The organism is Amycolatopsis sp. NPDC051106 (assembly GCF_040682775.1).
GTDB lineage: Bacteria > Actinomycetota > Actinomycetes > Mycobacteriales > Pseudonocardiaceae > Amycolatopsis.
On record NZ_JBFBBQ010000001.1, the window covers coordinates 258,953 to 279,009 of the forward strand.

General features: G+C 69.8%; 18 protein-coding genes. 4 read left to right on the forward strand and 14 right to left on the reverse strand.

Features of this window, described 5'->3' with window-relative positions:
* A complete protein-coding gene (locus AB0M83_RS01245; protein ID WP_364510600.1) occupies positions 1-1,224 on the reverse strand; it encodes an alpha/beta fold hydrolase in 1,224 nt (407 codons plus the stop codon).
* An 89-nt stretch (positions 1,225-1,313) separates the two neighbouring features.
* Between AB0M83_RS01245 and AB0M83_RS01250 the strand changes: the two genes are divergently transcribed.
* A complete protein-coding gene (locus tag AB0M83_RS01250) occupies positions 1,314-1,958 on the forward strand; it encodes a TetR/AcrR family transcriptional regulator (RefSeq protein WP_364510601.1) in 645 nt (214 codons plus the stop codon).
* A gap of 5 nt (positions 1,959-1,963) precedes the next feature.
* On the opposite strand, the gene AB0M83_RS01255 is transcribed toward AB0M83_RS01250, so the two are convergent.
* From AB0M83_RS01255 to AB0M83_RS01270, 4 genes are all read right to left on the reverse strand, one after another.
* Entirely contained in the window at positions 1,964-3,130 is a 1,167-nt protein-coding gene (locus tag AB0M83_RS01255) for a GGDEF domain-containing protein (RefSeq protein WP_364510603.1), read from the reverse strand.
* A gap of 318 nt (positions 3,131-3,448) precedes the next feature.
* Positions 3,449-4,708 carry an MFS transporter gene (locus tag AB0M83_RS01260; RefSeq protein ID WP_364510606.1) on the reverse strand — a complete coding sequence of 420 codons (1,260 nt, stop codon included), beginning with the start codon at positions 4,706-4,708 and terminating at the stop codon, positions 3,449-3,451.
* Between the two features lie 317 nt (positions 4,709-5,025).
* Complete coding sequence (locus AB0M83_RS01265; RefSeq protein ID WP_364510609.1) at positions 5,026-6,171, reverse strand: LLM class flavin-dependent oxidoreductase; 1,146 nt, start codon at positions 6,169-6,171, stop codon at positions 5,026-5,028.
* A 79-nt stretch (positions 6,172-6,250) separates the two neighbouring features.
* Complete coding sequence (locus AB0M83_RS01270; RefSeq protein ID WP_364510612.1) at positions 6,251-6,541, reverse strand: hypothetical protein; 291 nt, start codon at positions 6,539-6,541, stop codon at positions 6,251-6,253.
* A 185-nt stretch (positions 6,542-6,726) separates the two neighbouring features.
* Here AB0M83_RS01270 and AB0M83_RS01275 point away from each other — a divergent pair, with 185 nt between their 5' ends.
* The gene (locus AB0M83_RS01275) at positions 6,727-8,604 is read left to right on the forward strand and encodes an FAD/NAD(P)-binding protein (RefSeq protein ID WP_364510615.1); all 1,878 of its coding nucleotides are present in this window, start codon (positions 6,727-6,729) and stop codon (positions 8,602-8,604) included.
* Here the strand turns inward: AB0M83_RS01275 and AB0M83_RS01280 are convergent.
* Positions 8,588-9,694 carry a glycosyltransferase gene (locus AB0M83_RS01280; RefSeq protein WP_364510618.1) on the reverse strand — a complete coding sequence of 369 codons (1,107 nt, stop codon included), beginning with the start codon at positions 9,692-9,694 and terminating at the stop codon, positions 8,588-8,590. The two genes, AB0M83_RS01275 and AB0M83_RS01280, sit on opposite strands and share 17 nt — an antisense overlap.
* 17 nt (positions 9,695-9,711) lie before the next feature.
* Positions 9,712-10,605, reverse strand: coding sequence for a glycosyl hydrolase family 18 protein (locus AB0M83_RS01285; RefSeq protein ID WP_364510621.1), 894 nt, complete (start codon positions 10,603-10,605; stop codon positions 9,712-9,714).
* A 328-nt stretch (positions 10,606-10,933) separates the two neighbouring features.
* Between AB0M83_RS01285 and AB0M83_RS01290 the strand changes: the two genes are divergently transcribed.
* Positions 10,934-11,557: a hypothetical protein gene (locus tag AB0M83_RS01290; RefSeq protein ID WP_364510623.1), complete on the forward strand. Its 624-nt coding sequence runs from the start codon at positions 10,934-10,936 to the stop codon at positions 11,555-11,557.
* Between the two features lie 3 nt (positions 11,558-11,560).
* Here AB0M83_RS01290 and AB0M83_RS01295 read toward each other — a convergent pair whose 3' ends face one another.
* The 6 genes from AB0M83_RS01295 to AB0M83_RS01320 form a co-directional block, all read right to left on the reverse strand.
* Positions 11,561-13,123, reverse strand: a complete 1,563-nt coding sequence (locus AB0M83_RS01295; RefSeq protein WP_364510625.1) for an ABC transporter ATP-binding protein — start codon at positions 13,121-13,123, stop codon at positions 11,561-11,563.
* Entirely contained in the window at positions 13,120-13,908 is a 789-nt protein-coding gene (locus AB0M83_RS01300; protein ID WP_364510829.1) for an ABC transporter permease, read from the reverse strand. The genes AB0M83_RS01295 and AB0M83_RS01300 overlap by 4 nt, the downstream gene beginning before the upstream one ends.
* Before the next feature lie 34 nt (positions 13,909-13,942).
* Complete coding sequence (locus tag AB0M83_RS01305) at positions 13,943-14,896, reverse strand: ABC transporter permease (protein WP_364510832.1); 954 nt, start codon at positions 14,894-14,896, stop codon at positions 13,943-13,945.
* A complete protein-coding gene (locus tag AB0M83_RS01310; RefSeq protein ID WP_364510628.1) occupies positions 14,893-16,503 on the reverse strand; it encodes an ABC transporter substrate-binding protein in 1,611 nt (536 codons plus the stop codon). The genes AB0M83_RS01305 and AB0M83_RS01310 overlap by 4 nt, the downstream gene beginning before the upstream one ends.
* A 127-nt stretch (positions 16,504-16,630) precedes the next feature.
* A complete protein-coding gene (locus AB0M83_RS01315; protein WP_364510631.1) occupies positions 16,631-17,269 on the reverse strand; it encodes an HNH endonuclease family protein in 639 nt (212 codons plus the stop codon).
* 141 nt (positions 17,270-17,410) lie between these two features.
* Positions 17,411-18,055 carry a hypothetical protein gene (locus tag AB0M83_RS01320; protein ID WP_364510835.1) on the reverse strand — a complete coding sequence of 215 codons (645 nt, stop codon included), beginning with the start codon at positions 18,053-18,055 and terminating at the stop codon, positions 17,411-17,413.
* A 114-nt stretch (positions 18,056-18,169) separates the two neighbouring features.
* On the opposite strand from AB0M83_RS01320, the gene AB0M83_RS01325 reads away from it, so the two are divergent.
* Positions 18,170-19,456, forward strand: coding sequence for an adenylosuccinate synthase (locus AB0M83_RS01325; protein WP_364510634.1), 1,287 nt, complete (start codon positions 18,170-18,172; stop codon positions 19,454-19,456).
* Here the strand turns inward: AB0M83_RS01325 and AB0M83_RS01330 are convergent.
* Entirely contained in the window at positions 19,453-19,950 is a 498-nt protein-coding gene (locus AB0M83_RS01330; protein WP_364510637.1) for an OsmC family protein, read from the reverse strand. The two genes, AB0M83_RS01325 and AB0M83_RS01330, sit on opposite strands and share 4 nt — an antisense overlap.
* Positions 19,951-20,057: the final 107 nt, after the last annotated feature.

Sequence of the window (20,057 nt, forward strand, 5' to 3'; positions counted from 1 at the left end):
TCAGAACAGGCCGCAGTTGGAGGACGCCGGGAGGCCGGCGAAGCGAGCCTCGAGCCACGCGAACGCCTCCGGGTACGCCCGCACCGCGCCGAGCACGTGCGTCGGCACCAGCGACGTGCTGAACCGCACCTTCACACCCTTGCCGCACCACGTCCGGCCCAGGTCACGGTCCTGCGCGTAGGGCACGATGTCATCGAGGGCGCTGTGGACGATCAGCACCGGCGCCGTCGGTTTCAACGTCCCGATCTTCTGCTCCGCCACCCTGGACGCGTACGGCTCCTCGCCGAGGTACGCGGTGAGCGAGCGGCCGTCGTTGGTCAGCGTCGACGACTGCGTGAACGCGTGCGCGGCGATCGCCTCCACCGTGCACTCGGTCCGGACCTGCTCGAACAGCTGCTTGCCGCGCGCGTTGAGCAGTGCCGGGATGTTCAGCTCCGGGTACGCGTAGTTCATGCTCACCAGCGCGAAGCCGAGGAAGCCGACCGCGTAGTGGCCGTCGAGGTTCTTGGCCACCTCGCCGAGGTCCGCCGGCACCGCGCCCGCGTACGCGCCCTTCAGTTTCAGCTCCGGCGCGTAGCCCGGCTGCAATTCCGCCGCCGCGGCCGACGCGCCGCCGCCCTGGGAGTAGCCCGCGATCGCGACCGGGCCGTCGTCCGGCAGCCCGGCCTCCGGCAGCCGCTGCGCCGCGCGGATCGCGTCGAGCACCGCGTGCCCTTCCGAAGCGCGGTTGACGTAGGTGTGGTCGCCCGGCGTCCCGAGTCCCTCGTAGTCGGTCACGACGACGCCGTAGCCCCGCGCCAGCAGCCCGGCGATGAACGGCCCCTCGTACTCGAAGCCGGCGGCAAGCGCTTTCGACGGCGCGCAGTCGTCGCCCTCGCCCTGCGTGCCGACGGCGTAGGAGACGATCGGGCGCACGCCCGATCCGGGCCAGGCCGACCTGGGCGTCAGCACGGTCCCGGTGACCGCGATCGGCGAACCGTGCGTGTCGGTGCTGCGGTACATGATCCGCTGGACGCCGGCGTCGGCCTTGATCAGCTTGACCGGGTCGATGTAGAACGTCGACGCCTCGTGCCGGATGACGTCGCCGTCGCGGCCGGCCGGCAGCGGCGAAGGCGGGTCGTAGAACGACGTGGCGGAGGCCTGCGGCGGGCCGAGCGCCACCAGCGCCAGGACGGAAACCGTGGCGACCACCGCGGAGAGGGCGCGGCGAGGGAAGATACGCATGCTTGCTCCTCATTGAGCAGGACTAGTGCGCGGGGAGACACCTTTTTAGACAGAGGTGTCGGAAAAAGAATCACGTGAGGTGGACCACCATGTCAAGCCCGGCGCCGCGCGGACGGCCGCGCAAGCTCCCGGTCGGGGAGCAGCGCGCCCGCGTGCTGAACGCCACGGCGAAGGTCGTGGCGCAGCACGGGATGCAGGGCGCGACGATCGAGCAGATCGCGCGCGAGGCCGGCGTCTCGCGCCAGTCCGTCTACGAGCAGTTCGGCCAGCGCGAGACGCTGTTCGCCGAGGTCGTGGCCGCAACCGAGGAGCGCGCGTTCGCGGCCATCGCGGGCCCGACGGTGACCGATCCGCAGCCCGGCCTGCGGGCCTGGGCGCGGGCCAACTACGCCAACATGGTCACCTTCGTCGCCGACAGCCCCGAGGCCTACGGCGTGCTCCGCGCGGCCGAGCGCGCGGGCGATCCCGCTCTCACCCGGTTGAGGGAGAGACTGGCCGTCGTCTACGCCGATGCGAGCCGCAAGCGGTGGGCCGCGCACGGCATCGACTCCGGCCGTGCGGACCGCGCGCTCGTCACGCTCTTCTTCGCGATGACCGAATCACTGGTGCAGGCGACCTGGGACGGCGAGCCGCCGGACCAGGAGGCCCTGATCGACCTGCTCACCGAATTCACGGTGGGTGGCGTCGCCCGCCTCCAGACGAAGGCGAGCGACGTCATCGACCGGCTGCGGTAAGGGCGCTAAGCCGCGGTCAAGGCCACTTCGGGCGACCCCACCACCCGGTTCCGGCCGCCGTGCTTGGCCGCGTAAACGGCCGCGTCGGCGCACGCCATCACTTCCTCGATCGACGACCCGTCGAGCGGGTAGGCGGCGACGCCGATGGACGCCGTCTGCCGTTCGATGGCGACGGCGGCGCCTTCGTTGGTCTTCGTGCTGATGATCAGCTCGCTGACCCGTTGCCGGATCCGTTCCGCCGTGACGATCGCGTCTGCCTTGGACGTCGAGGGCAGCAGCGCGACGAACTCCTCGCCGCCGAACCGGCCGACCAGGTCGTGCGCCCGGGTTTCCTGCTTGACCACGGCGGCCACCGCCTTGAGCACGTCGTCCCCCGCGAGGTGCCCGTAGGTGTCGTTGATCCGCTTGAAGTGGTCGAGGTCGATCATCATGGCGCCGAAGCTGCCGTTGTCCCGTTCGGCGCGGGAGATCTCCCGCTGTGCGCCGTCCTGCCACGTGGTGGCGTTGAGCAGCTGCGTCTTCTGGTCGGTGGTGGCGAGCTCCTCGAGCCGCTTGATCAGCACGGACCGCTGCAGCACGTACAGCGGCAGGATGACCAGCACGGACAGCAGCGGCTCGGTCGTCAGGACCATCACGAGCAGGCCGCCGACGCACAGGGTGGCCAGCTCCAGCAGGTTGTCGTCCATGTTCCCCAGGCAACCCTCGACGGTCGCCTTCTCCGGTGCGGCCAGGTACAGGCCGAGCCCGGTGAGCGCGGTGTTCGTGGTGAAGAAGGCGATGGCCGCGAGCGCCACGGCGGTCATGCCGTGCCCGTGGAGCAGTTCCGCGACGAGGCCGGCGGCGAAGCCCGAGAGGATCATCGTCGTCGCGTTGGCCGCGACGCGGTGGAACTCACCCGGCCGGAAGCCGGACCAGCTGCGGAACGCGAGGTAGATGTAGAGCACGGTGCCGAGCACGGCGACCAGCTGGGGCGGCACGAGCAGCCCGGCGGGCAGCAGCCAGACCGACGTCATGTTGACGTGCGGCCCGTTGCTCAGGATCCGGCGCTGGCGCTCGATGCGCCTGCTGACTTCGGTCTGGGCCACCGCGAGGCCGGTGAGCAGCGCGAACGTCCCCACGTGCGCGAGCGTGACCGGAATCGACAACGTGGCGGCCGTGGTCCAGGCGAGCATGACGGCGATCGCGGTGAGTGTGACCGCGACCCAGGCGCGTGGCCTCGACCACAGCGCCCAGGCCGCAACACCACGACCCGAGGCTTGTCCAGACCGTTCCCCCGATGTGACCATTTTTCCCCCAGCCCCTTGCGCAGGTGATCAGTGACAATCTACTCACGGACAGTTTCAGACCGTTTGCCAGCTGTCCACAAGGGCTTTCGGTGTGTACTTTTTCTTTGACACCGGAACGAGAGGTGGCCAGCGATGCGCGGCAAAGATCAGTGACCGCACAGCGCACCGCAAGGTCGCGCAGGTCAGGCCCACGCGCGGGGCATGTCAAGCATGTTCGGCGCGTGCGGCTTCTTTGCCGTGCCCTCTTCCGGGCTCCAGCGATAACGATCGTGCCCACAGTGCCGCCAGCGGCAGGGTGAGCACGATCCCGGCGATGCCGAAGATCCCGACGGTGCCGTGCGGGCTCAGCTGATCCGCGAGCACGCCCCCGATCAGCGGGCTGATGCCCATCATCGTGGTCAGCCCGGTGTTGGACAGGCCCATCACCTGCGCGCGCTGCGCGTCGGGCACAGCCAGCGTCAGTGACGCGGTCGCCTGCAGCAGGCACACCGTGCCGAGGCCGCCGGACACGATGAACAGCACGATCGACGCGACCGGCCCGGGGTTGAGGAAGCAGAACACCAGCGGGACGGCGCAGAACCCCGAGAGCGGGCCGATCAGCTTCGGCCGCACCCCGGCGGGCACCCAGCGCGTGTAGACGAACGTCGCGATGACACTGCCGATCGGGTCGGCCGCGAGCAGTAGGCCGATCGCTTCGGGGCCGCCGCCGGCCGCGGACACATACGGCGCGGCGATGCCTTCGTAGACCGGCAGGAGTCCCATCAGCCAGGTGAACAGCACGAGGGTGCGCAGCGGCGAGCTCGCGAACGCCGTCCGGCTGCCGCCGCCGAGCGTCGCGAAGAAGGACTTGCGCTCCTCGCCACTCGCCGCGGCCGGCCGGGCCCGCACGCCGAGGCGGATGAACAGGGCCGAGAGCACGAAGGTGGCGGCGTCGATGGCCAGGGCCACGTGCGGGTCGAGGGCGATCAGCAGCGCGCCGCCGCCGGCGAACCCGAGCAGCTGCGCACTCTGCACGGTCATGCTCCGGATACCCATCCCGACGACGAACCGGTCGCCTTCGAGCACCTGCGGCAGGAGGGCCAGCTGGGAGGCCTTGAACGGCGGGTTGACCAGGGACACCCCGCCGACCAGCACGCACATCAGCCAGAACGGCACGCCGGGCAGGGCGACGAGCAGGATCAGCGCGGCGCGCAGAAGATCGACGAGCACCATCACGGTGCGGCGGGGGAACCGGTCGGCGAAGCCGGTCAGGAAGACGCCGCCCAGCAGCGAGGGGGCGTAGGTCAGCGCGTACGTGAGGCCGGTCAGCGTGGCCGAGTTGGTCCCGGTGAAGACCAGGATGGACAGGGCGACTCTGGCCAGCTGGTCGCCGGCGATCGACAGCAGTTCCCCGAACCACAGCGCGCGGAACTCGGCGATTCCGAACACCTCGCGGAACGTGACGCGATCCCGCGGAGCTGCCATGCGCTTTCTCCCGACCTCTTGTGCAGACCGTGCCCTTCGCATGACCTCTGGTGACGAAGACGGCTATCGGTCATGAGGTAGTCACGGTACGTGAGTTACCTCAGCCAGTGTCTCGTGACTGTTGGTAAATCTCTAGGTTCTTTCGCCGGTATCCAAGGTGTCACGGAGCTTTCCTGAACGGGTCAGACGATAGCCCGCAGTGTCTGGCCGGTCGCCCAGGAGTCACCAATGGATCATTCCGTACCCGATGGCCGGAGGGCCAGAGGCAAAAGTAGCCACCTCGCGTTCGCGAGGTGGCTACTTGGGGGGAAGGAGACTCAGCCGTCGACGGCCAGGGCGTCCTCCGCGGGGGTCCGCGTCGTTCCGGACGCGCGCTCGGCGTCCCGCTTGGCCACCTCTTCCCGGACGATCGGGATGACGTACCGGCCGAAGTCGATCGTGTCGCCGAGCATGTCGTAGCCCCGCGCCGACAGGATCTCGACGCCGAGGTCGTAGTAGTCCAGCAGCGCCTGGGCGACCGTCTCCGGTGTGCCGACCAGCGCGTTCGAGTTGCCCGCGCCACCCGTTGCGGCCGCCGTCGGGGTCCACAGCGCGCGGTCGAAGCGTTCGCCCTGCGCCGCGACCGACAGCAGCCGCTGGGAGCCCGTGTTCTCCGGCTCGGTGAGCTTGTGCCGGCGGGTCAGCGGCTGGCCGCCCTTCGTGCGGTCCTTGATCGCGCCCACCGTCGCGTGGGCCTTCTCCCAGGCCAGCTCCTCGGTCGGCGCGATGATCGGCCGGAACGCGACCTGGATCCGCGGCACGTCCGTGCGGCCGGCCGCTTTCGCGGCGGCTTTGACGGACTCGATCTGCTCCGCGGTCTGGGCCAGCGGCTCGCCCCAGAGGCAGTAGATGTCCGCTTCGGCCCCTCCGGCGGCGTACGCGGCGGGCGACGAGCCGCCGAAGGAGACGCCCGGCCGCGGCTTCTGCACGGGCTTGACGTCACTGACGTAGTCCTTGAAGCGGTAGTACTCGCCCTCGAAGTCGAAGGGCTCGTCCGACGTCCAGGCCTTCTTGATGATCTGGATCGCTTCGCGCGTGCGCCCGTAGCGCTGGTCCTTCGTGAGGTAGTCGCCTTCGCGCTGCTGTTCGTGGTCGTTGCCGCCGGTGATGAAGTGCACGGTCAGGCGGCCGTCGGAGATCTGGTCGAGCGTCGCGAACGTCTTCGCCGCGAACGTCGGGTACGAGACGTTCGGGCGGTGCGCGAGCAGGATCTGCAGCTTCTCGAGCTTCGTGGCGACGTACGCGGCCGCCTGCGCGGGGTCCGGCGAGCCGGACCCGTACGCGAACAGCACCCGGTCCCAGCCGAAGTCCTCGTGCGCGCGGGCTAGGCGCAGCGTGTACTCCTTGTCGAACACCCCGCCCGAGCGGGCGTGCGTCTCCGACCCGTCGTGCGTGCCTCCGATGCCCAGGAACTCCACCGGCATTCCGTCACCTTCTTTCGTCGCTACCGCCAGAGCTACGCCTGGCGCGCGGTGCGCGGCAACGAAGTCCGCAGGGTGGAACTCAGGCCCGGTTCCGTTCGATCACCTCGATCGACGCGCGGACCTGCTCGAAGGTGGGCGGGGCCGCCCGGTTGAACACGACGGTCAGGGACCGGCGCGGGACCACCACGAACTCGACGTCGATCCCGGCCGCCTCCGAAGCGGCCTCGACGACGTCTCGCCAGTGCTTCGGGTCGATCCCCTCCGGATCGGCCCACTCGTGCGCGAAGATCGCCCAGTTGCCCCTGAGCAGGGTGCCGACCACGTCCTGCGCGGTGTGGACGCGGTGCGGCGGACTGATCTCGTCAGTCACGTCTTCGCAGGTGCGGTCTGCTCGCGAAGGCCCGGGCGCCTGGGTGGACGAAGGACAAATCCGCTCCTCTCACCGGTGTGCCCCGGGGATTCGGCGCCGGTCGCCGGAGTGTTTGGTTTTATTCCCGGAATTCCGGAGTATGGGAAGGACGCCCTGGTCGGGAGCCCCGGCGTAGCTTCGGGTGCGTGGCCGATCGTGCGCCGTTCACCCTCGCCGTCGTGGGCGCCGGACCCCGGGGGGTCGGCGTCCTCGAACGGCTCGGCGCGAATTCCGGGCTGCTGCGCGACCGCCGGCTCGAGGTGCACCTGATCGACCCGTTCCCGCCGGGACCCGGCCGGGTGTGGCGCTACGACCAGTCGCCGCTGCTGCGGATGAACTCCATGCCCGAGGACGTCACGATGTTCACCGACGACTCGGTGAAGATGGCGGGCCCGGTGCGGCCGGGGCCGACGCTGCTGGAGTGGGCGCGGAAGGTGCGTGACGGCGCGCTCGACGCCGAAGTGCCCGCCGACGTCGTCGCCGAGCTGACCGCGCTCGACAGCTTCGACTTCCCGACCCGGCGGCTGCAGAGCGCCTACCTGACCTGGGTCTACCGCAAGATCGTCGGCGATCTCCCCGAAGGCATCGACGTCGTCGAGCACGCCGCGCGGGCCGTCGGCGTCGACGGGCCTGCCGTCAGCCTGTCGGACGGGACGACTGTGCGCGCGGACGCCGTCGTGTTCACCGTCGGGCACCTCGACGCGGAACCGGACGACCGGGAGCGCGAGCTCGTCACCTTCGCCGCGCGCCACGGTCTCGCCTACTACCCGGCCGGCTACACCGCCGACGTCGACTACTCCGGCATCGCACCGGGCGAAACCGTGCTGGTCCGCGGGTTCGGGCTGGCGTTCGTCGACCTGATGCTGCTGCTGACCGAGGGCCGCGGCGGCCGCTTCGAGGAGCTGCCGTGCGGTGGCCTGCGCTACCACCCCAGCGGCGCCGAGCCGGTGCTGCACGTCGGCTCACGGCGCGGAGTGCCCTACCACGCGAAGATCGGCTACCGGCCGCGCGGAAAACCGTTGCGGCTGCCCAGGTTCTTCGATGCCTACGCCATGGACGGCCTTCCCGGGGAAGCACTCGACTTCCGCGTGGACGTCTGGCCGCTGATCGCCAAGGAACTGGCCTGGGGCTATTACCACGAGCTGTTCACCGGCCACCCCGACCGCGTGCGCATGGACTTCGCCGTGTTCGCCGACGCTTTCGCCGACCTGCCCTGGGATTCACCGGGAATGCGGGACCTCGTCACGCGAGCGGTGCCCGCCGAGGCCGACCGGCTCGACCTCGACCGCCTCGACCGGCCCCTGCACGGCCGCGAGTTCGGCTCGGCGGAGGAGTTCGGCAAGGAACTGCGGGAGTACATCGAAGCGGACCTCGCGCGCCGGGCCGACCAGGAGTTCAGCGCCGACCTCGGCGCGTTCACGGCGCTGCTCTCGGTGTACGGTCAGCTGCCCGTGCTCGTCCAAAAAGGACGGCTGGACGCATCATCGCAAGTGTCCGATATGGACGGCTGGTTCCACGGGTTCTTCTCGTACTACGCCAGCGGACCGCCGCCGCGCCGGCTGGAGGAACTGCTGGCCCTGCACGAAGCCGGCGTGGTTTCCTTCGCCGGCGCGGAAATGCAGGTGACGGCCGACCGCGGCGAGTTCGTCGCGACCAGCACCAGCTACCCGGGAACGGTTTCGGCGCGGACCCTCGTCGAAGCAAGGCTGCCGGGCCCGAGCGTCACGCGGGCGGCGGACGGCCTGCTCCGGCAGCTGCGCGACACGGGCGAGCTGGCCGAGGAGACGGTCGCGGACCCGGTGACCGGCGCGTTGCTGCCCTCGGGCCGGATCCACACGCGCGTGTCGGACTCCCGCCTGCTCGACGGCACCGGCCGCCCGCACCCGCACCGCTTCGCCGTGGGCCCGCACACGAGCGCCCGCTCGGCGGCGGCGTTCACCCGGCCCCGGACGAACGCGGCGAGCTTCCGCCAGAACGACGCCGTCGCCCGCGAGATCCTGGCGCTGGTCAGCCCGCCCAGCTGACGATTTCCGCCAGGACCTGTTCTGGCGGCGGCATCTCCGCGATCTCGGCCGCGATGCCCCGCGCGATCTCGCGGGGTTTCGGATCGGTGAGCAGCTCGCGCGCCGACGTCTCGATCGCGGGGATCCGGATCGCGTCCCCCACCAGGGACTTCGCCACGCCCAGCGTCGAGAGCGTGTCCGCGTTCGCGAACTGGTCGGCGCCCTGCGGCAGGATCAGCTGGGGCAGCCCGGCCGCGAGCGACGCGAGCACCGTGCCCGTGCCGCCGTGGTGCACCACCAGGCCCGCGTGCTTCAGCACCTCGGCCTGGGGCACGAACCCCGCGGCCCGGACCCGGGCCGGCAGCGGACCGAGCAGCGCGGGATCGCCGGGACCGAGCGCCACCAGCACGTCCACGTCCAGGCGGGACAAGGCGCGGATCGCCCCCCGCAGGACGTCCGTCGCGCCGTAGACCACCGTGCCCAGCGTCAGGTACGCGAAGCCGTTGGCGGGCAGGGGCGGCAGCGGGACGTCCGGGTCGAACGGCGTCGGGCGCATCCGGAACACCGTCGGCACGGACGCGGTGCCCGGGTCGCGCAGGCTGTCCGGCCAGACGTCGACGCAGGCGTCGCCGAAGAGCGCGTCCGAGGGGAGCGTGCCCCACAGCGGACGCAGCCGTTCGGCCGCGACAGCCAGGAGCTCCGGCGGCATCGACCGCCCGATGACGACCGACACGGCCGGGATGCCCGCGCGGCGCGCCGCCACCCCGGCGCCGACGTCGCTCATCTCGTAGACGACCAGGTCCGGACGCAGTTCGGGGAGCAGCGGCGTCAGGTCGTCGAGCAAGGACCGCGGCAGCAGCTCGGCGAACATCGTGATGCCGACGTCCAGGAAGCCGGCGTCCTCGCCGTGCCGCTTCTTCGCTTCGGCCTCCGCCTCACCGATGCCGATCCCGGCGCGGTGGACCTCGAAGCCGAGGTCGCGCACCTTGGGCACGAAGGCCTCGCCGGTGCCGAAGACGACGTCGTGGCCGGCTTCGGCCGCCGCGTTCGCCAGCGGCAGCAAGGGAAACAGGTGGCCGTACGCGGGGCGGCACGTGAAGAGGATCCGCACCGCCCCGAGCGTACTCGTCAGCCCTTCACGACCGGGGCGATTTGCTGCGCCCACTGCTGCGGCGCCGACGTCCCGCCGGGCAGGGAGTTGAAGTACTCCCAGCCGTCGATCCCGCCGAAGTCCGCGTACTTTCCGATGAGGCTCCGCACGGTCGACTGCAGTGTCGACATGGCGACGTATCCGCTGCAGTTCGCGGGATTGGTCACGGTCCCGGCCACGACCTTGCTCGCGGGCACGACCCCGCGGCGGATGATGTTGTCGTAGCCGGACGTGCTGCTCAGCGAGCCCCAGCCGCAGTAGAACTGCGTGTTGAACCAGGAGATCTGGCTGCCGCGGTCGCGGTAGAGCGTGTCGTAGTTGAGCCCGGAGAGTCCGCCGCCGCCACTGAGTTCGGTGGCCACCGGAGCCAGCGTCACGAGGAACGAGCTGCCGAAGTCCGCCCGCAGCGCGTCGATGAGCTTGTTCAGCGCGCCGTTGGACATGTGCTCTTCGATGTCGAGGTCGATGCCGGAGAGCGAGTACGTGCGGATCAGGTTCCGCAGCAGCGGGTAATACGTGTCGAACTGCGTTTCGAGCCGCTGGAAGCTGCCCGCCGCGGCCCCGCCGACGAACGCGAGCAGGTGCACGCCCTGGCTGCGCAGGGTCGCGAGGTCCTGCCACATCCGCGTGAACTTGCTCGCGTTCGGCGGATCGTCGTTGAGGTGCACGACGCTGCCGGTGTCGAGGTGGATGGCTCCGACGACGACGTCCGTGGCCCCGGCGTCGCGCAGCGGGAGCGGCGAGACGTAGGTGGAGCCGTTGTAGATGGTCTGGTAGTAGACGACGATCCTGCGCCCGGCGGCGGCCGAAGCCGGCACCGCACCCGAAATCATCAGCACCAAGGCCACGAAGGCCACGCCGATCCTCCGCATGGTCCAGACCATACGTCGCGGTGGGTGGTTGGGGAAACACCCACCGTCGAACCTGTCCGGTTTCCTGTCTCGCTTTGTCGACATCTGTCCCTAGTGAGCGTCAGATGGCACTTCGCTGGAGGGCCAGGAGTGTTGCGACCAGGACTTTTAGGGTCAGGCCAAGAAACCCGCACTTTGTGGTACGTTTTTGCTGGGTTAGTGTTGCTTCCTCGTTACTTCAGGGGGTGCAGCGGTGAATAGGTCTCGTTCTGCTCATTTTCGGTTCGGCGATAAAGTTCTGCTCCGGCAGCTCGGCCATTGTGACTGGGTGCCTGGACGAGTGGTTCGAGTGGAAGAGTTCGATTCCCATCCCGGCCACCGTGGCGTCAGGGTCAAAGTCGCGACCAGTTTGTCGTCGCGCGGATACCTGGAGGGTGCGCGTCTAGTCCCGCCGGGCACGCCGATCTACTACTCCGTGGGGTTCGCTGAAGTTCATCTCGTTCGGCGTGACTCCCGGTGGGAATCGTTCAGCGTGGAGCCGTTCATGGTGCCGGACGACTATCGGGTCATGGGTGGTGCGCCGCAGTTCCAGATGGCCGGAATGCCTGGAGCTTCGCATGTCGGGGCGTACCAGTCGGCGACATCGTACGATCCCGGCGATCCCGTGTGGGCTTGGGAGTGCGGGTGGCGGAAGGCCGAGGTGCAAGAGGCCAAACCATCGTGGGTGACTGTGCGCTACCTCGACGGGTTCCGTCGGCAAAACGGGTGGCCGTCCAAAAGCTGTCGACCGGCCGAGATCTGGCCGGTGATCTGCGACTACCCTGAGCCGGTCCGGAAGATCGAGATCGAACCGAATTGGCTGCGGAAGTTGGATCCGCGAAAGGCGCACGCCATGTCTCTGCAACTCGGCTACCACAATGCGAACCGCTACCTGAAGGAATGTCAGCAGCTCGGTGGCTGCGGCATTCATTGAGCCTCAGCCGACTTCCTGCACCGAACGTCCGGGGATCGCGTCGAGGAGCTCCTTCGTGTACTCGGAGCGCGGCTCGTGCAGCACCTGAGCGGCGGGGCCCAGTTCGACCAGCGCGCCGTCCCGCAGCACGCCCACCTGGTCCGCCAGCTGTCGCACGACCGCGAGGTCGTGGGAGATGAACAGGTACGACAGCCCCAGCTCCGACTGCAGGTCCGCCAGCAGCCGCAGGATCTGGGCCTGCACCGAGACGTCCAGCGCCGACACGGGTTCGTCGCACACCACCAGGTCCGGCCGCAACGCCAGCGCCCGCGCGATCGCCACCCGCTGCCGCTGGCCGCCCGACAGCTCCGACGGCTTCCGGCGCGCCACCGATGCCGGCAGCGCCACCTGGTCGAGCAGCTCCGGGACCCGCGTGCGGGGCAGCTTGAACGCCCGCAGCGGCTCCGCGACGACGTCCTCGATGGAGAACTTCGGGTTCAGCGACGCGTACGGGTTCTGGTAGACGATCTGCATCCGCCGCCGCAGCCGGCGCAGTTCATCGCCGCCCAGCGCGGTGATGTCCTGGCCGTCGAACTCCACCGAACCGGCGGACGGCGTCTCCAGCCGCAGCACCATCCGCGCCGTCGTCGACTTGCCGGAGCCGGACTCGCCGACCAGCGCCAGGGTCTGGCCGCGCGGGACGTCGAACGAGACGCCGTCGACCGCGCGGATCCCGCCGTCGAACGTCTTCGCGAGGTCCCGCACCGACACCAGCGGCTCGGCGGCCGGGGCGGGCGGCCGTACGGTGCTCGTCATGCTCGGCGCCGCCGCGAGCAGCTGCTGGGTGTAGGGATGCGTCGGCGCGCTGACGACCGACGAACCCTCTTCGACCACCGAGCCCTGCGAGAGCACCACGATCCGCGACGCGCGGTCGGCCGCGACGCCGAGGTCGTGCGTGATCAGCAGGATCGCCGTGCCGGAGTCCGCGGCCAGCGACGTCAGGTGGTCGAGGATCCGGCGCTGCACGGTGACGTCCAGCGCCGACGTCGGCTCGTCCGCGATGATCAGCTTCGGCCGCCCGGCCAGTGCCGCCGCGATCAGCACGCGCTGCCGGAGCCCGCCCGACAGCTGGTGCGGGTACTGCCGCGCCCTTCGCGCCGGGTCGGGGACGCCCGCGCGTTCGAGGAGTTCGATCGCTTGGGCTCCAGCCGATCGACGGTCCGCGAGACCGTGGATCCGCAGCACCTCGGCGACCTGCTCGCCGATCCGGTGCACCGGGTTCAGCGACACCGCCGGGTCCTGCGGCACCAGCGCGATCTCGCGGCCCCGCACCGAGCGCCACTGCCGGGACGACAGGGAAAGGAGGTTCCGGCCGTCGAAGGTGATCGCACCGCCGTCGATCCGGCCGCCGCGCGGCAGCAGCCCGATCGCCGCGTGCGCGGTCGTCGACTTGCCCGAACCGGACTCGCCGACGACGGCGACCACCTCGCCGGCGCCGACGTCGAACCCGACGTCGCGCACGGCGGGCACCACGCCGCCCCGCGTCCGGTACGACACGGCCAGGTCCTCGATCCGCAGCAGGCTCATCGGTCTCCTCCGTCCAGGGCGCGGGACAGCCGGTTCGCGGCGAGGACCACCGCCGCGACCGTCAGTCCCGGGAACGTCGTCATCCACCACGCGGTGGCCAGGAAGCTGCGCCCGCCCGCGACGAGCGAACCCCACTCCGGCGTCGGCGGCGTCGCGCCGAAGCCGAGGAAGCTCAGTGCCGACACCTCGAGCACGGCCGTGCCGAGGGTGAGCGTCGCCAGTGCGAGCACCGGGCCCGCCGCGTTCGGCAGGACGTGCCGCAGCAGCACGCCGGACCAGCGCACTCCGCTCGCGCGCGCCGCTTCGACGAACACGCCGTTTCGCACGCGAAGCACCTCCGCGCGCATGACCCGCGCGAAGGACGCGAGGTTCGCGATGCCGACGGCGATCGCGACGTTCGTCGTGCCGAAGCCCAGCGCCGTGACCAGGGCCAGCGACAGCAGGATCGGCGGGATGGCGAGGAAGACGTCGACGACCCGCATGATCACGGTGTCCGCCCAGCCGCCGCGGAACCCGGCCAGCAGGCCGAGCGCCGAGCCCGCGACCAGCGCCACGAGCACCGCGATCGCAGTCGCCCGCAGCGAGAGCGACGCGCCGTGGATCACGCGGGCGTAGACGTCCCGGCCGGTTTCGTCGGTGCCGAACAGGTGGTGCAGCGACGGCCCCTGCAGCCGCTCGGCGGGGACGCCGGTGATCGGGTCGTACCCGGTCAGCAGGCCCGGCACGAAGGCGGCGAGCAGCACGAACGCCAGCACGGCCACCGCGAGCAAGAGACCGGGCGGCACTTTCACGGGAAAGTGCCGCTTCGGAAGAGCCAAGTCAACCACGGGCCACCTCCGGCGTGCGGGCGATGCGCGGGTCGAGCAGCGGGTACAGCAGGTCGACGATCAGGTTGAGCACCACGAACACCAGCGCGGCCAGCACGATCACCGCCTGCACCACCGGGACGTCCTGCGCGGTGACGGCGGCCGCGGTGATCCGGCCGACGCCGTCGCGGGAGAACACCGTCTCGGTGATCACCGAACCCGCGACGAGGTTGCCCGCCACCACGCCGGCGACGGTGAGCGTCGGCACGGCGGCGTTGCGCAGGAGGTGTCCGAAGTGGACGCGCCAGCGGCTCGCGCCCTTCGCCGCGGCGATCTCGGCGTATGGCTCTTCCTGCTGGGTCGCCAGGCTCTTGGCCAGCACCTGCCCGATGATCGCGCCGGTCGGCAGCGCGAGGGTGATCGCGGGCAGGATGATCGTCTCGAAGCCCTGCGTGCCCAACGCCGGCAGCAGCCGCAGCCGGAACGAGAAGAACTGGATCAGCAGCAGCCCGACCCAGAACGGCGGCAGCGAGATCGCCAGCGACGGCAGGGAGAGCAGCGCCTGCCGCAGCCAGCGGAACCGCGTGAACGTGCCCAGGAACGCCGAGCCGCCGCCGAAGACCACCGCGAACACCAGGGCCAGCCCGGTCACCGCGAGCGTCGGCGGCAACGCCGTGACGACCATGTGCGTCGCGTCGTCGCCGGTCGCGACGCTGCGGCCGAAGTCGCCGTGCAGGGCCGAGACCAGTCGTTTCAGGTACTGGACCGGCAGGGCTGAGTCGAGACCGTACTCCGCGCGGGCGGCGGCGAGCTGCTCGGGCGTCGCCGACGAACCGGCCTCCCCGCTGGCGAGCTTCGCCGAGACGGCGTCGCCTGGCAGGAGGTAGAGGATCAGGAACGACAGCGTGAACGCCGCCCACAGCACGAACACCGCCTGCCCGGCGCGGCGCAGCAGGTAGTTCCTCACGACAGCCACGCGTCGAAGAGCTGCAGCCGTGACGACGCTTCGAAGTCGACGGCGTGTGCCTGCGAGCTCAGCGCGACGACCTGGGTCAGCTCGAACACCGGGATCGCGTAGGCGTGGTCGATGATGAGCTTCTGCACCTCGTCGGCCGACGGCTTGCGCTTGGCCTTGTCCACAGTGGACGACTGGGCGTCGAGCGCGACGTCGAGGGGGTTGCCCGGCGTCAGCTTGCTGCGGTTGCCGGCCTTGGTGGAGAACTGGCCGCGCAGGATGTCCGGGTCGGCGCGGGTGACGTTGTACCAGAGGAAGTCGTAGTTGCCGCTGAGCTGGATCTGCGTGGTCTCGGCCGTAGTGTGCTGCTCGATCCGCAGGTCGAAGCCGATCTTGCGGAGCTGCTGCTGGACCAGTTCCAGCACGCTGCGGTTCTGGTTGAACACCGGCGAGAACACGACGGACGCGCTCAGCTTCTGCCCGTCCTTGACGCGGATTCCGTCGGGGCCGGGCACCCAGCCGGCGCCGTCGAGCAGCGCGGCCGCGCCCTTCTGGTCGTAAGCCAGTTGCTGCGAAAGGTCTTCGTAGAGCGGTGTCGCCGAGCCGAGGATGCTGGTGGCGGGCTTGTAGGACGCCGTCAGGACGGTGTTCACGACCTCGGTGCGGTCGACGCCCTTCAGCACGGCCTGGCGCACCTTCTCGTCGGTGAGCACGCCGCGGGTGGTGTTGGCGTGCAGGTTGAACACGACGCCGGGGTTGGACCGGATGTTCTCGCTGAAGCCGTTGCCCTTGAACTGCGGCTCGTCGACCGGCTGGATGTCGGTGGCCGCGTCGAGCTGGCCGGAGGCGAGGCTGCCGGTGCGGACGCCGGGCTCCGGCACGATCTTGTAGTCGATCTTGTCGAGGTAGGCCTCGCCCGGGTGCTTGAACAGCGACGAGCCCCACGCGTAGCCCTTGCGCTTGGCCAGGACGATTTCCTGGTTCTGCTTCAGGCTTTCGAAGACGAACGGCCCGGAGCCGATCAGGCCGTTGCCCTGGCAGCGCTGCTCCGGCGTCTTCTTGAACGCCGCGGGCGCGAGGACGCCGAGCGACATCGTCGAGCTGGCCTGGAGGAACTGGGCGCTGGGTGCGGAGAACTCGATCCGCACGGTCCGCGGGTCGACCACCGTCGACGCCTTGTAGGCAGCGAGGTAGCCGTAACCGAGCTGGGCTTTCGTGCCGAGGGCCTTGATGCCGTCGAAGCTCGTCTTGACCGCGGCGGCGTCGACCGGGCTGCCATCGGAGAACGTCGCGCCGGCGCGCAGGTGGAAGGTGAACGCCGTCGAATCGGCGCTGACCTCCCACTTCTCGGCCAGCCACGGCTTGATCTCGCCGGTCTTCGAGTCCTGGTCGGTGAGCGAGTCGACCAGCTGGCGCGCGACGTTGATGGACGCGTTCGTCGCGGTCTGCTGCGGGTCGATGCAGTCGGGCGCCGACGAGATGCCGAGGCGCAGCGTGCCGCCGGCCTTCGGCGGGCCCGCGTCGGCGGCTGGTTCGGTGCCGGCGGCGGAGCAGGCGGACAGCAGGATGGGCAGGGCGAGCAGGGCCGCGGCGTTGCGGGCGCGGAAGAGTGGGGACACCGGACGGCCTCCAGCGGGGAGCGGTTGCGTCTTCGACCAGCGACGCTAGCCACGCGCTGAAGGCCGTCCCACAGAGCGAACCGTGGTCCCATTCCCTGGCACCGCAAGGATTCGCCCTTGACACGGATCAGCAGCGGCCGAGCATGTCCGTCAACGCCGACTTTTCGGCGGAGTTGATCGTCAGCTTGAACTTGTACTTCACCGCGACCCACATCTTCGCGTAGGTGCACCAGTAGCTGGTGAGCGGCGGCTTCCACTGGTCGGGCGACTTGTCGCCCTTCTCCTGGTTGACGTTGTCCGTCACGGCGATCAGCTGCGGGTCGGTGAGGTCGTTCGCGTACGCCTGCCGCTGCGCGGTCGTCCACGACGAAGCGCCGGTGCGCCACGCGTCGGCCAGCGGGACGACGTGGTCGATGTCCACATCGGACGCGGCGGTCCAGGTCTCGCCGTCGTACGGGCTCTTCCAGCTGCCGGACGTCGCCGCGCAGTCCGACCCGGTGACGACGTTCGTGCCGTCGCGCTTGAGCACCAGCTCGCGGGTGTTGCAGCTGTTGCCCTGGTCGATCCAGTGCGGGAACTTGTCGCGGCTGTAGCCGGTCTGGGACCCGTCGGCCTTGACGGTCAGCGCGGCCAGCTCGGACTTGGCCGTCGTGGTCGACGGGATGCCCGGCGGGGTGGCGTCGGCGACGCTGACCAGCGTGCCGGAGAGCACCGCGGTGGCGGCGAGGACAGTCAAGGAATGACGAACAGCACGCCTGGTTGGCATATTGCTGCCTCCATGTCAGGTGTGGGGACAGCTAACCCTGATACACCCGCGTGACGAGTGCAACACGTATAGGTGACATGTTGCTGCCCGTTGGTGAACGCTGCGTTGCCGCGCGTGCACTTAAGGGTTGAAAGCCGCAGGTCAGGCCGGGCTGCGCACCAGGCGAAGGTCCTGGGTGTGCCGGTACCAGGTCCACTTGTTCACCGCGCGCTCGTGGACGACGTCGTCGCTGACGGGCCGCGTCGGGATGCAGCCGATCTGGAACGCGCGCGCGTAGAGCGTCGTCGGCCGCTTGAAGATCGTCCCCTTCACGACGCGGACGGCCAGGCCCGGGCCGCCCGGGTCCGGCGTCACCTCGATCGACGACGCCGGCCCGCGCAACGCCACCTGTTCGTCGGCGTAGGCCACGCCGCGGACGAGCCGCAGCACCCCGCGGCCGACGAGCACGCCGCCGACGTCGTCGCGGATCAGCGGCACCGGGTCGACCTCCCCGCGCAGGGCGAGCGCGAGGGCCTGCAGCTGTGTCTTCGGGAGGTTCCAGAGCGCGGCGACGGACGAGTCCGGCGAAGACGGCACGAACCCGACCGACACGCCGGAGAGCGCCTCCTTGCGGAGCAGCCGCAAGACCACAGCCGCCAGGTCCGCGTCGGTGCCCGACACCACCAGGTGATCGTGTTCGCCCAGCAAGGGGTCGATTTCCGCCTTGCCGGGACGGCTGGGCACGCGGATCGACTCGACGTCGTCGACCTCTTCGAAGCCCGCCGCGCCGTCGCCACAGGCCACCACTAGTCCGCGCACCCGCAGGACCTCCGTTACAGTCATGCACCGGCATTTCGTCAGCGCCACCGGTGTCCGTCCGGGACACTAAACCTCACGTCCTCGAACACCTTGGAGTGTCACATGCCGGCCATCGTGCTCATCGGTGCCCAATGGGGAGACGAAGGCAAGGGCAAGGCCACCGACCTGATGGGTGACCGTGTCCAGTGGGTCGTCCGTTACCAGGGTGGCAACAACGCCGGTCACACGGTCGTCCTGCCGAACGGCGAGAACTTCGCCCTGCACCTCATCCCGTCCGGCATCCTCACCCCCGGCGTGACGAACGTCATCGGCAACGGCGTGGTCGTCGACCCGGGTGTGCTGCTGGAAGAGCTGTCCGGACTGGAAGCGCGGGACGTCGACACGTCCAAGCTGCTGATCTCCGCCGACGCTCACCTGATCATGCCGTACCACGTGGCGATCGACAAAGTCACCGAGCGCTACCTCGGCAGCCGCAAGATCGGCACCACCGGCCGCGGCATCGGCCCGTGCTACCAGGACAAGATCGCCCGCGTCGGCGTCCGCGTGCAGGACCTGCTCGACGAGAAGATCTTCCGCCAGAAGGTCGAAGCCGCGCTGGAGTTCAAGAACCAGGTGCTGGTGAAGGTCTACAACCGCAAGGCCCTCGACGCGGACCAGGTCGCCGACGAGGTGCTGGCCGCGGGCGAGAAGTTCGCGCACCGCATCGCCGACACGCGGCTGCAGCTCAACCAGGCGCTCGAGCGCGGCGAGATCGTGCTGCTCGAGGGCTCGCAGGGCACGCTGCTCGACGTCGACCACGGCACCTACCCGTTCGTGACGTCGTCGAACCCGACGTCCGGCGGCGCGAGCGCGGGTTCGGGCATCGGCCCGGGCCGGATCACCACGGTGCTCGGCATCCTCAAGGCGTACACGACCCGCGTCGGCTCAGGCCCGTTCCCGACCGAGCTGCACGACGAGTCCGGCGAGTACCTGCGCAAGCAGGGCGGCGAGTTCGGCGTGACGACGGGCCGATCGCGGCGCACGGGCTGGTTCGACGCGGTGATCGCGCGCTACGCGGTCCGCGTCAACGGCATCACCGACTACTTCCTCACCAAGCTGGACGTGCTGTCCGGGCTGGAGAAGGTGCCGGTGTGCGTGGGCTACGAGGTCGACGGCTTCCGCACGCAGGACATGCCGATGACGCAGACCGACGTCCACCACGCGATCCCGATCTACGAAGAGCACCCGGGCTGGTTCGAGGACATCTCGGCGTGCCGCACGTTCGAGGAGCTTCCGGCGAACGCGCGCGCGTACGTCGAGCGCCTGGAAGAGCTGTCGGGTGCCCGGATTTCCGCGATCGGCGTTGGCCCGGGCCGTGAGCAGACGATCGTCCGCCACGAGTTCGTCTAAGTCAGCTTGGTGCTGACCGGCGTCTCGTTGCGGAAGAGGTCGAGCACCGGGCAGTGTTCGTCGACCTCGCGCTTGAGGTCTTCGTAGCGCTCCCGGCTCGCCGGCCCTTCCAGTTCGACGGACACGCGCACGTCCCCGAAGCCGGGGCGGGTGTTGAAGGAGAAGCCGAAGAAGCCGTGCAGGTCGAGGTCGCCGTCGACGGTGACCTTGACGGAGTCGAGCGGAATCCCGCGCTTCGCCGCCCAGAACTGGTAGGTGATGACCTGGCAGGACCCGAGGGCGGCGAGCGCGAACTCGACGGGGTTGGCAGCCTGGTCGGTCCCGCCGAGCGCGGGCGGTTCGTCGACGGTGAAGCTGTGGTCCCGGACCTTGACTTCGACTTCGGTCCTGGTGCCGGGCTTGAGAGTGTGGGCAACGCTGAAGGAGACGGCGGCGTTGTGCGGGTCCGCGTCGACGGCCTTGCGGGTGCCTTCGATGACGTCGGTCAGCGACATGGGAACTCCTGGAGATCGTGATCGGGATCTCGCCCAGGGTGGGCGATTCCGAAAGCGCTCGCTCGGGTTCTCAAGTCCTGGGAGTGGGGGCGTCCCGAGATGCGGAA

Coding starts and splice junctions, on each gene's coding strand:
- AB0M83_RS01325 (WP_364510634.1), top strand. CDS start 18,170: ATGCCGGCCATCGTGCTCATCGGTGCCCAATGGGGAGACGAAGGCAAG.
- AB0M83_RS01330 (WP_364510637.1), bottom strand. CDS start 19,950: ATGTCGCTGACCGACGTCATCGAAGGCACCCGCAAGGCCGTCGACGCG.
- AB0M83_RS01250 (WP_364510601.1), top strand. CDS start 1,314: ATGTCAAGCCCGGCGCCGCGCGGACGGCCGCGCAAGCTCCCGGTCGGG.
- AB0M83_RS01265 (WP_364510609.1), bottom strand. CDS start 6,171: ATGCCGGTGGAGTTCCTGGGCATCGGAGGCACGCACGACGGGTCGGAG.
- AB0M83_RS01295 (WP_364510625.1), bottom strand. CDS start 13,123: ATGAGCCTGCTGCGGATCGAGGACCTGGCCGTGTCGTACCGGACGCGG.
- AB0M83_RS01285 (WP_364510621.1), bottom strand. CDS start 10,605: ATGCGGAGGATCGGCGTGGCCTTCGTGGCCTTGGTGCTGATGATTTCG.
- AB0M83_RS01260 (WP_364510606.1), bottom strand. CDS start 4,708: ATGGCAGCTCCGCGGGATCGCGTCACGTTCCGCGAGGTGTTCGGAATC.
- AB0M83_RS01315 (WP_364510631.1), bottom strand. CDS start 17,269: ATGCCAACCAGGCGTGCTGTTCGTCATTCCTTGACTGTCCTCGCCGCC.
- AB0M83_RS01245 (WP_364510600.1), bottom strand. CDS start 1,224: ATGCGTATCTTCCCTCGCCGCGCCCTCTCCGCGGTGGTCGCCACGGTT.
- AB0M83_RS01255 (WP_364510603.1), bottom strand. CDS start 3,130: ATGCTCGCCTGGACCACGGCCGCCACGTTGTCGATTCCGGTCACGCTC.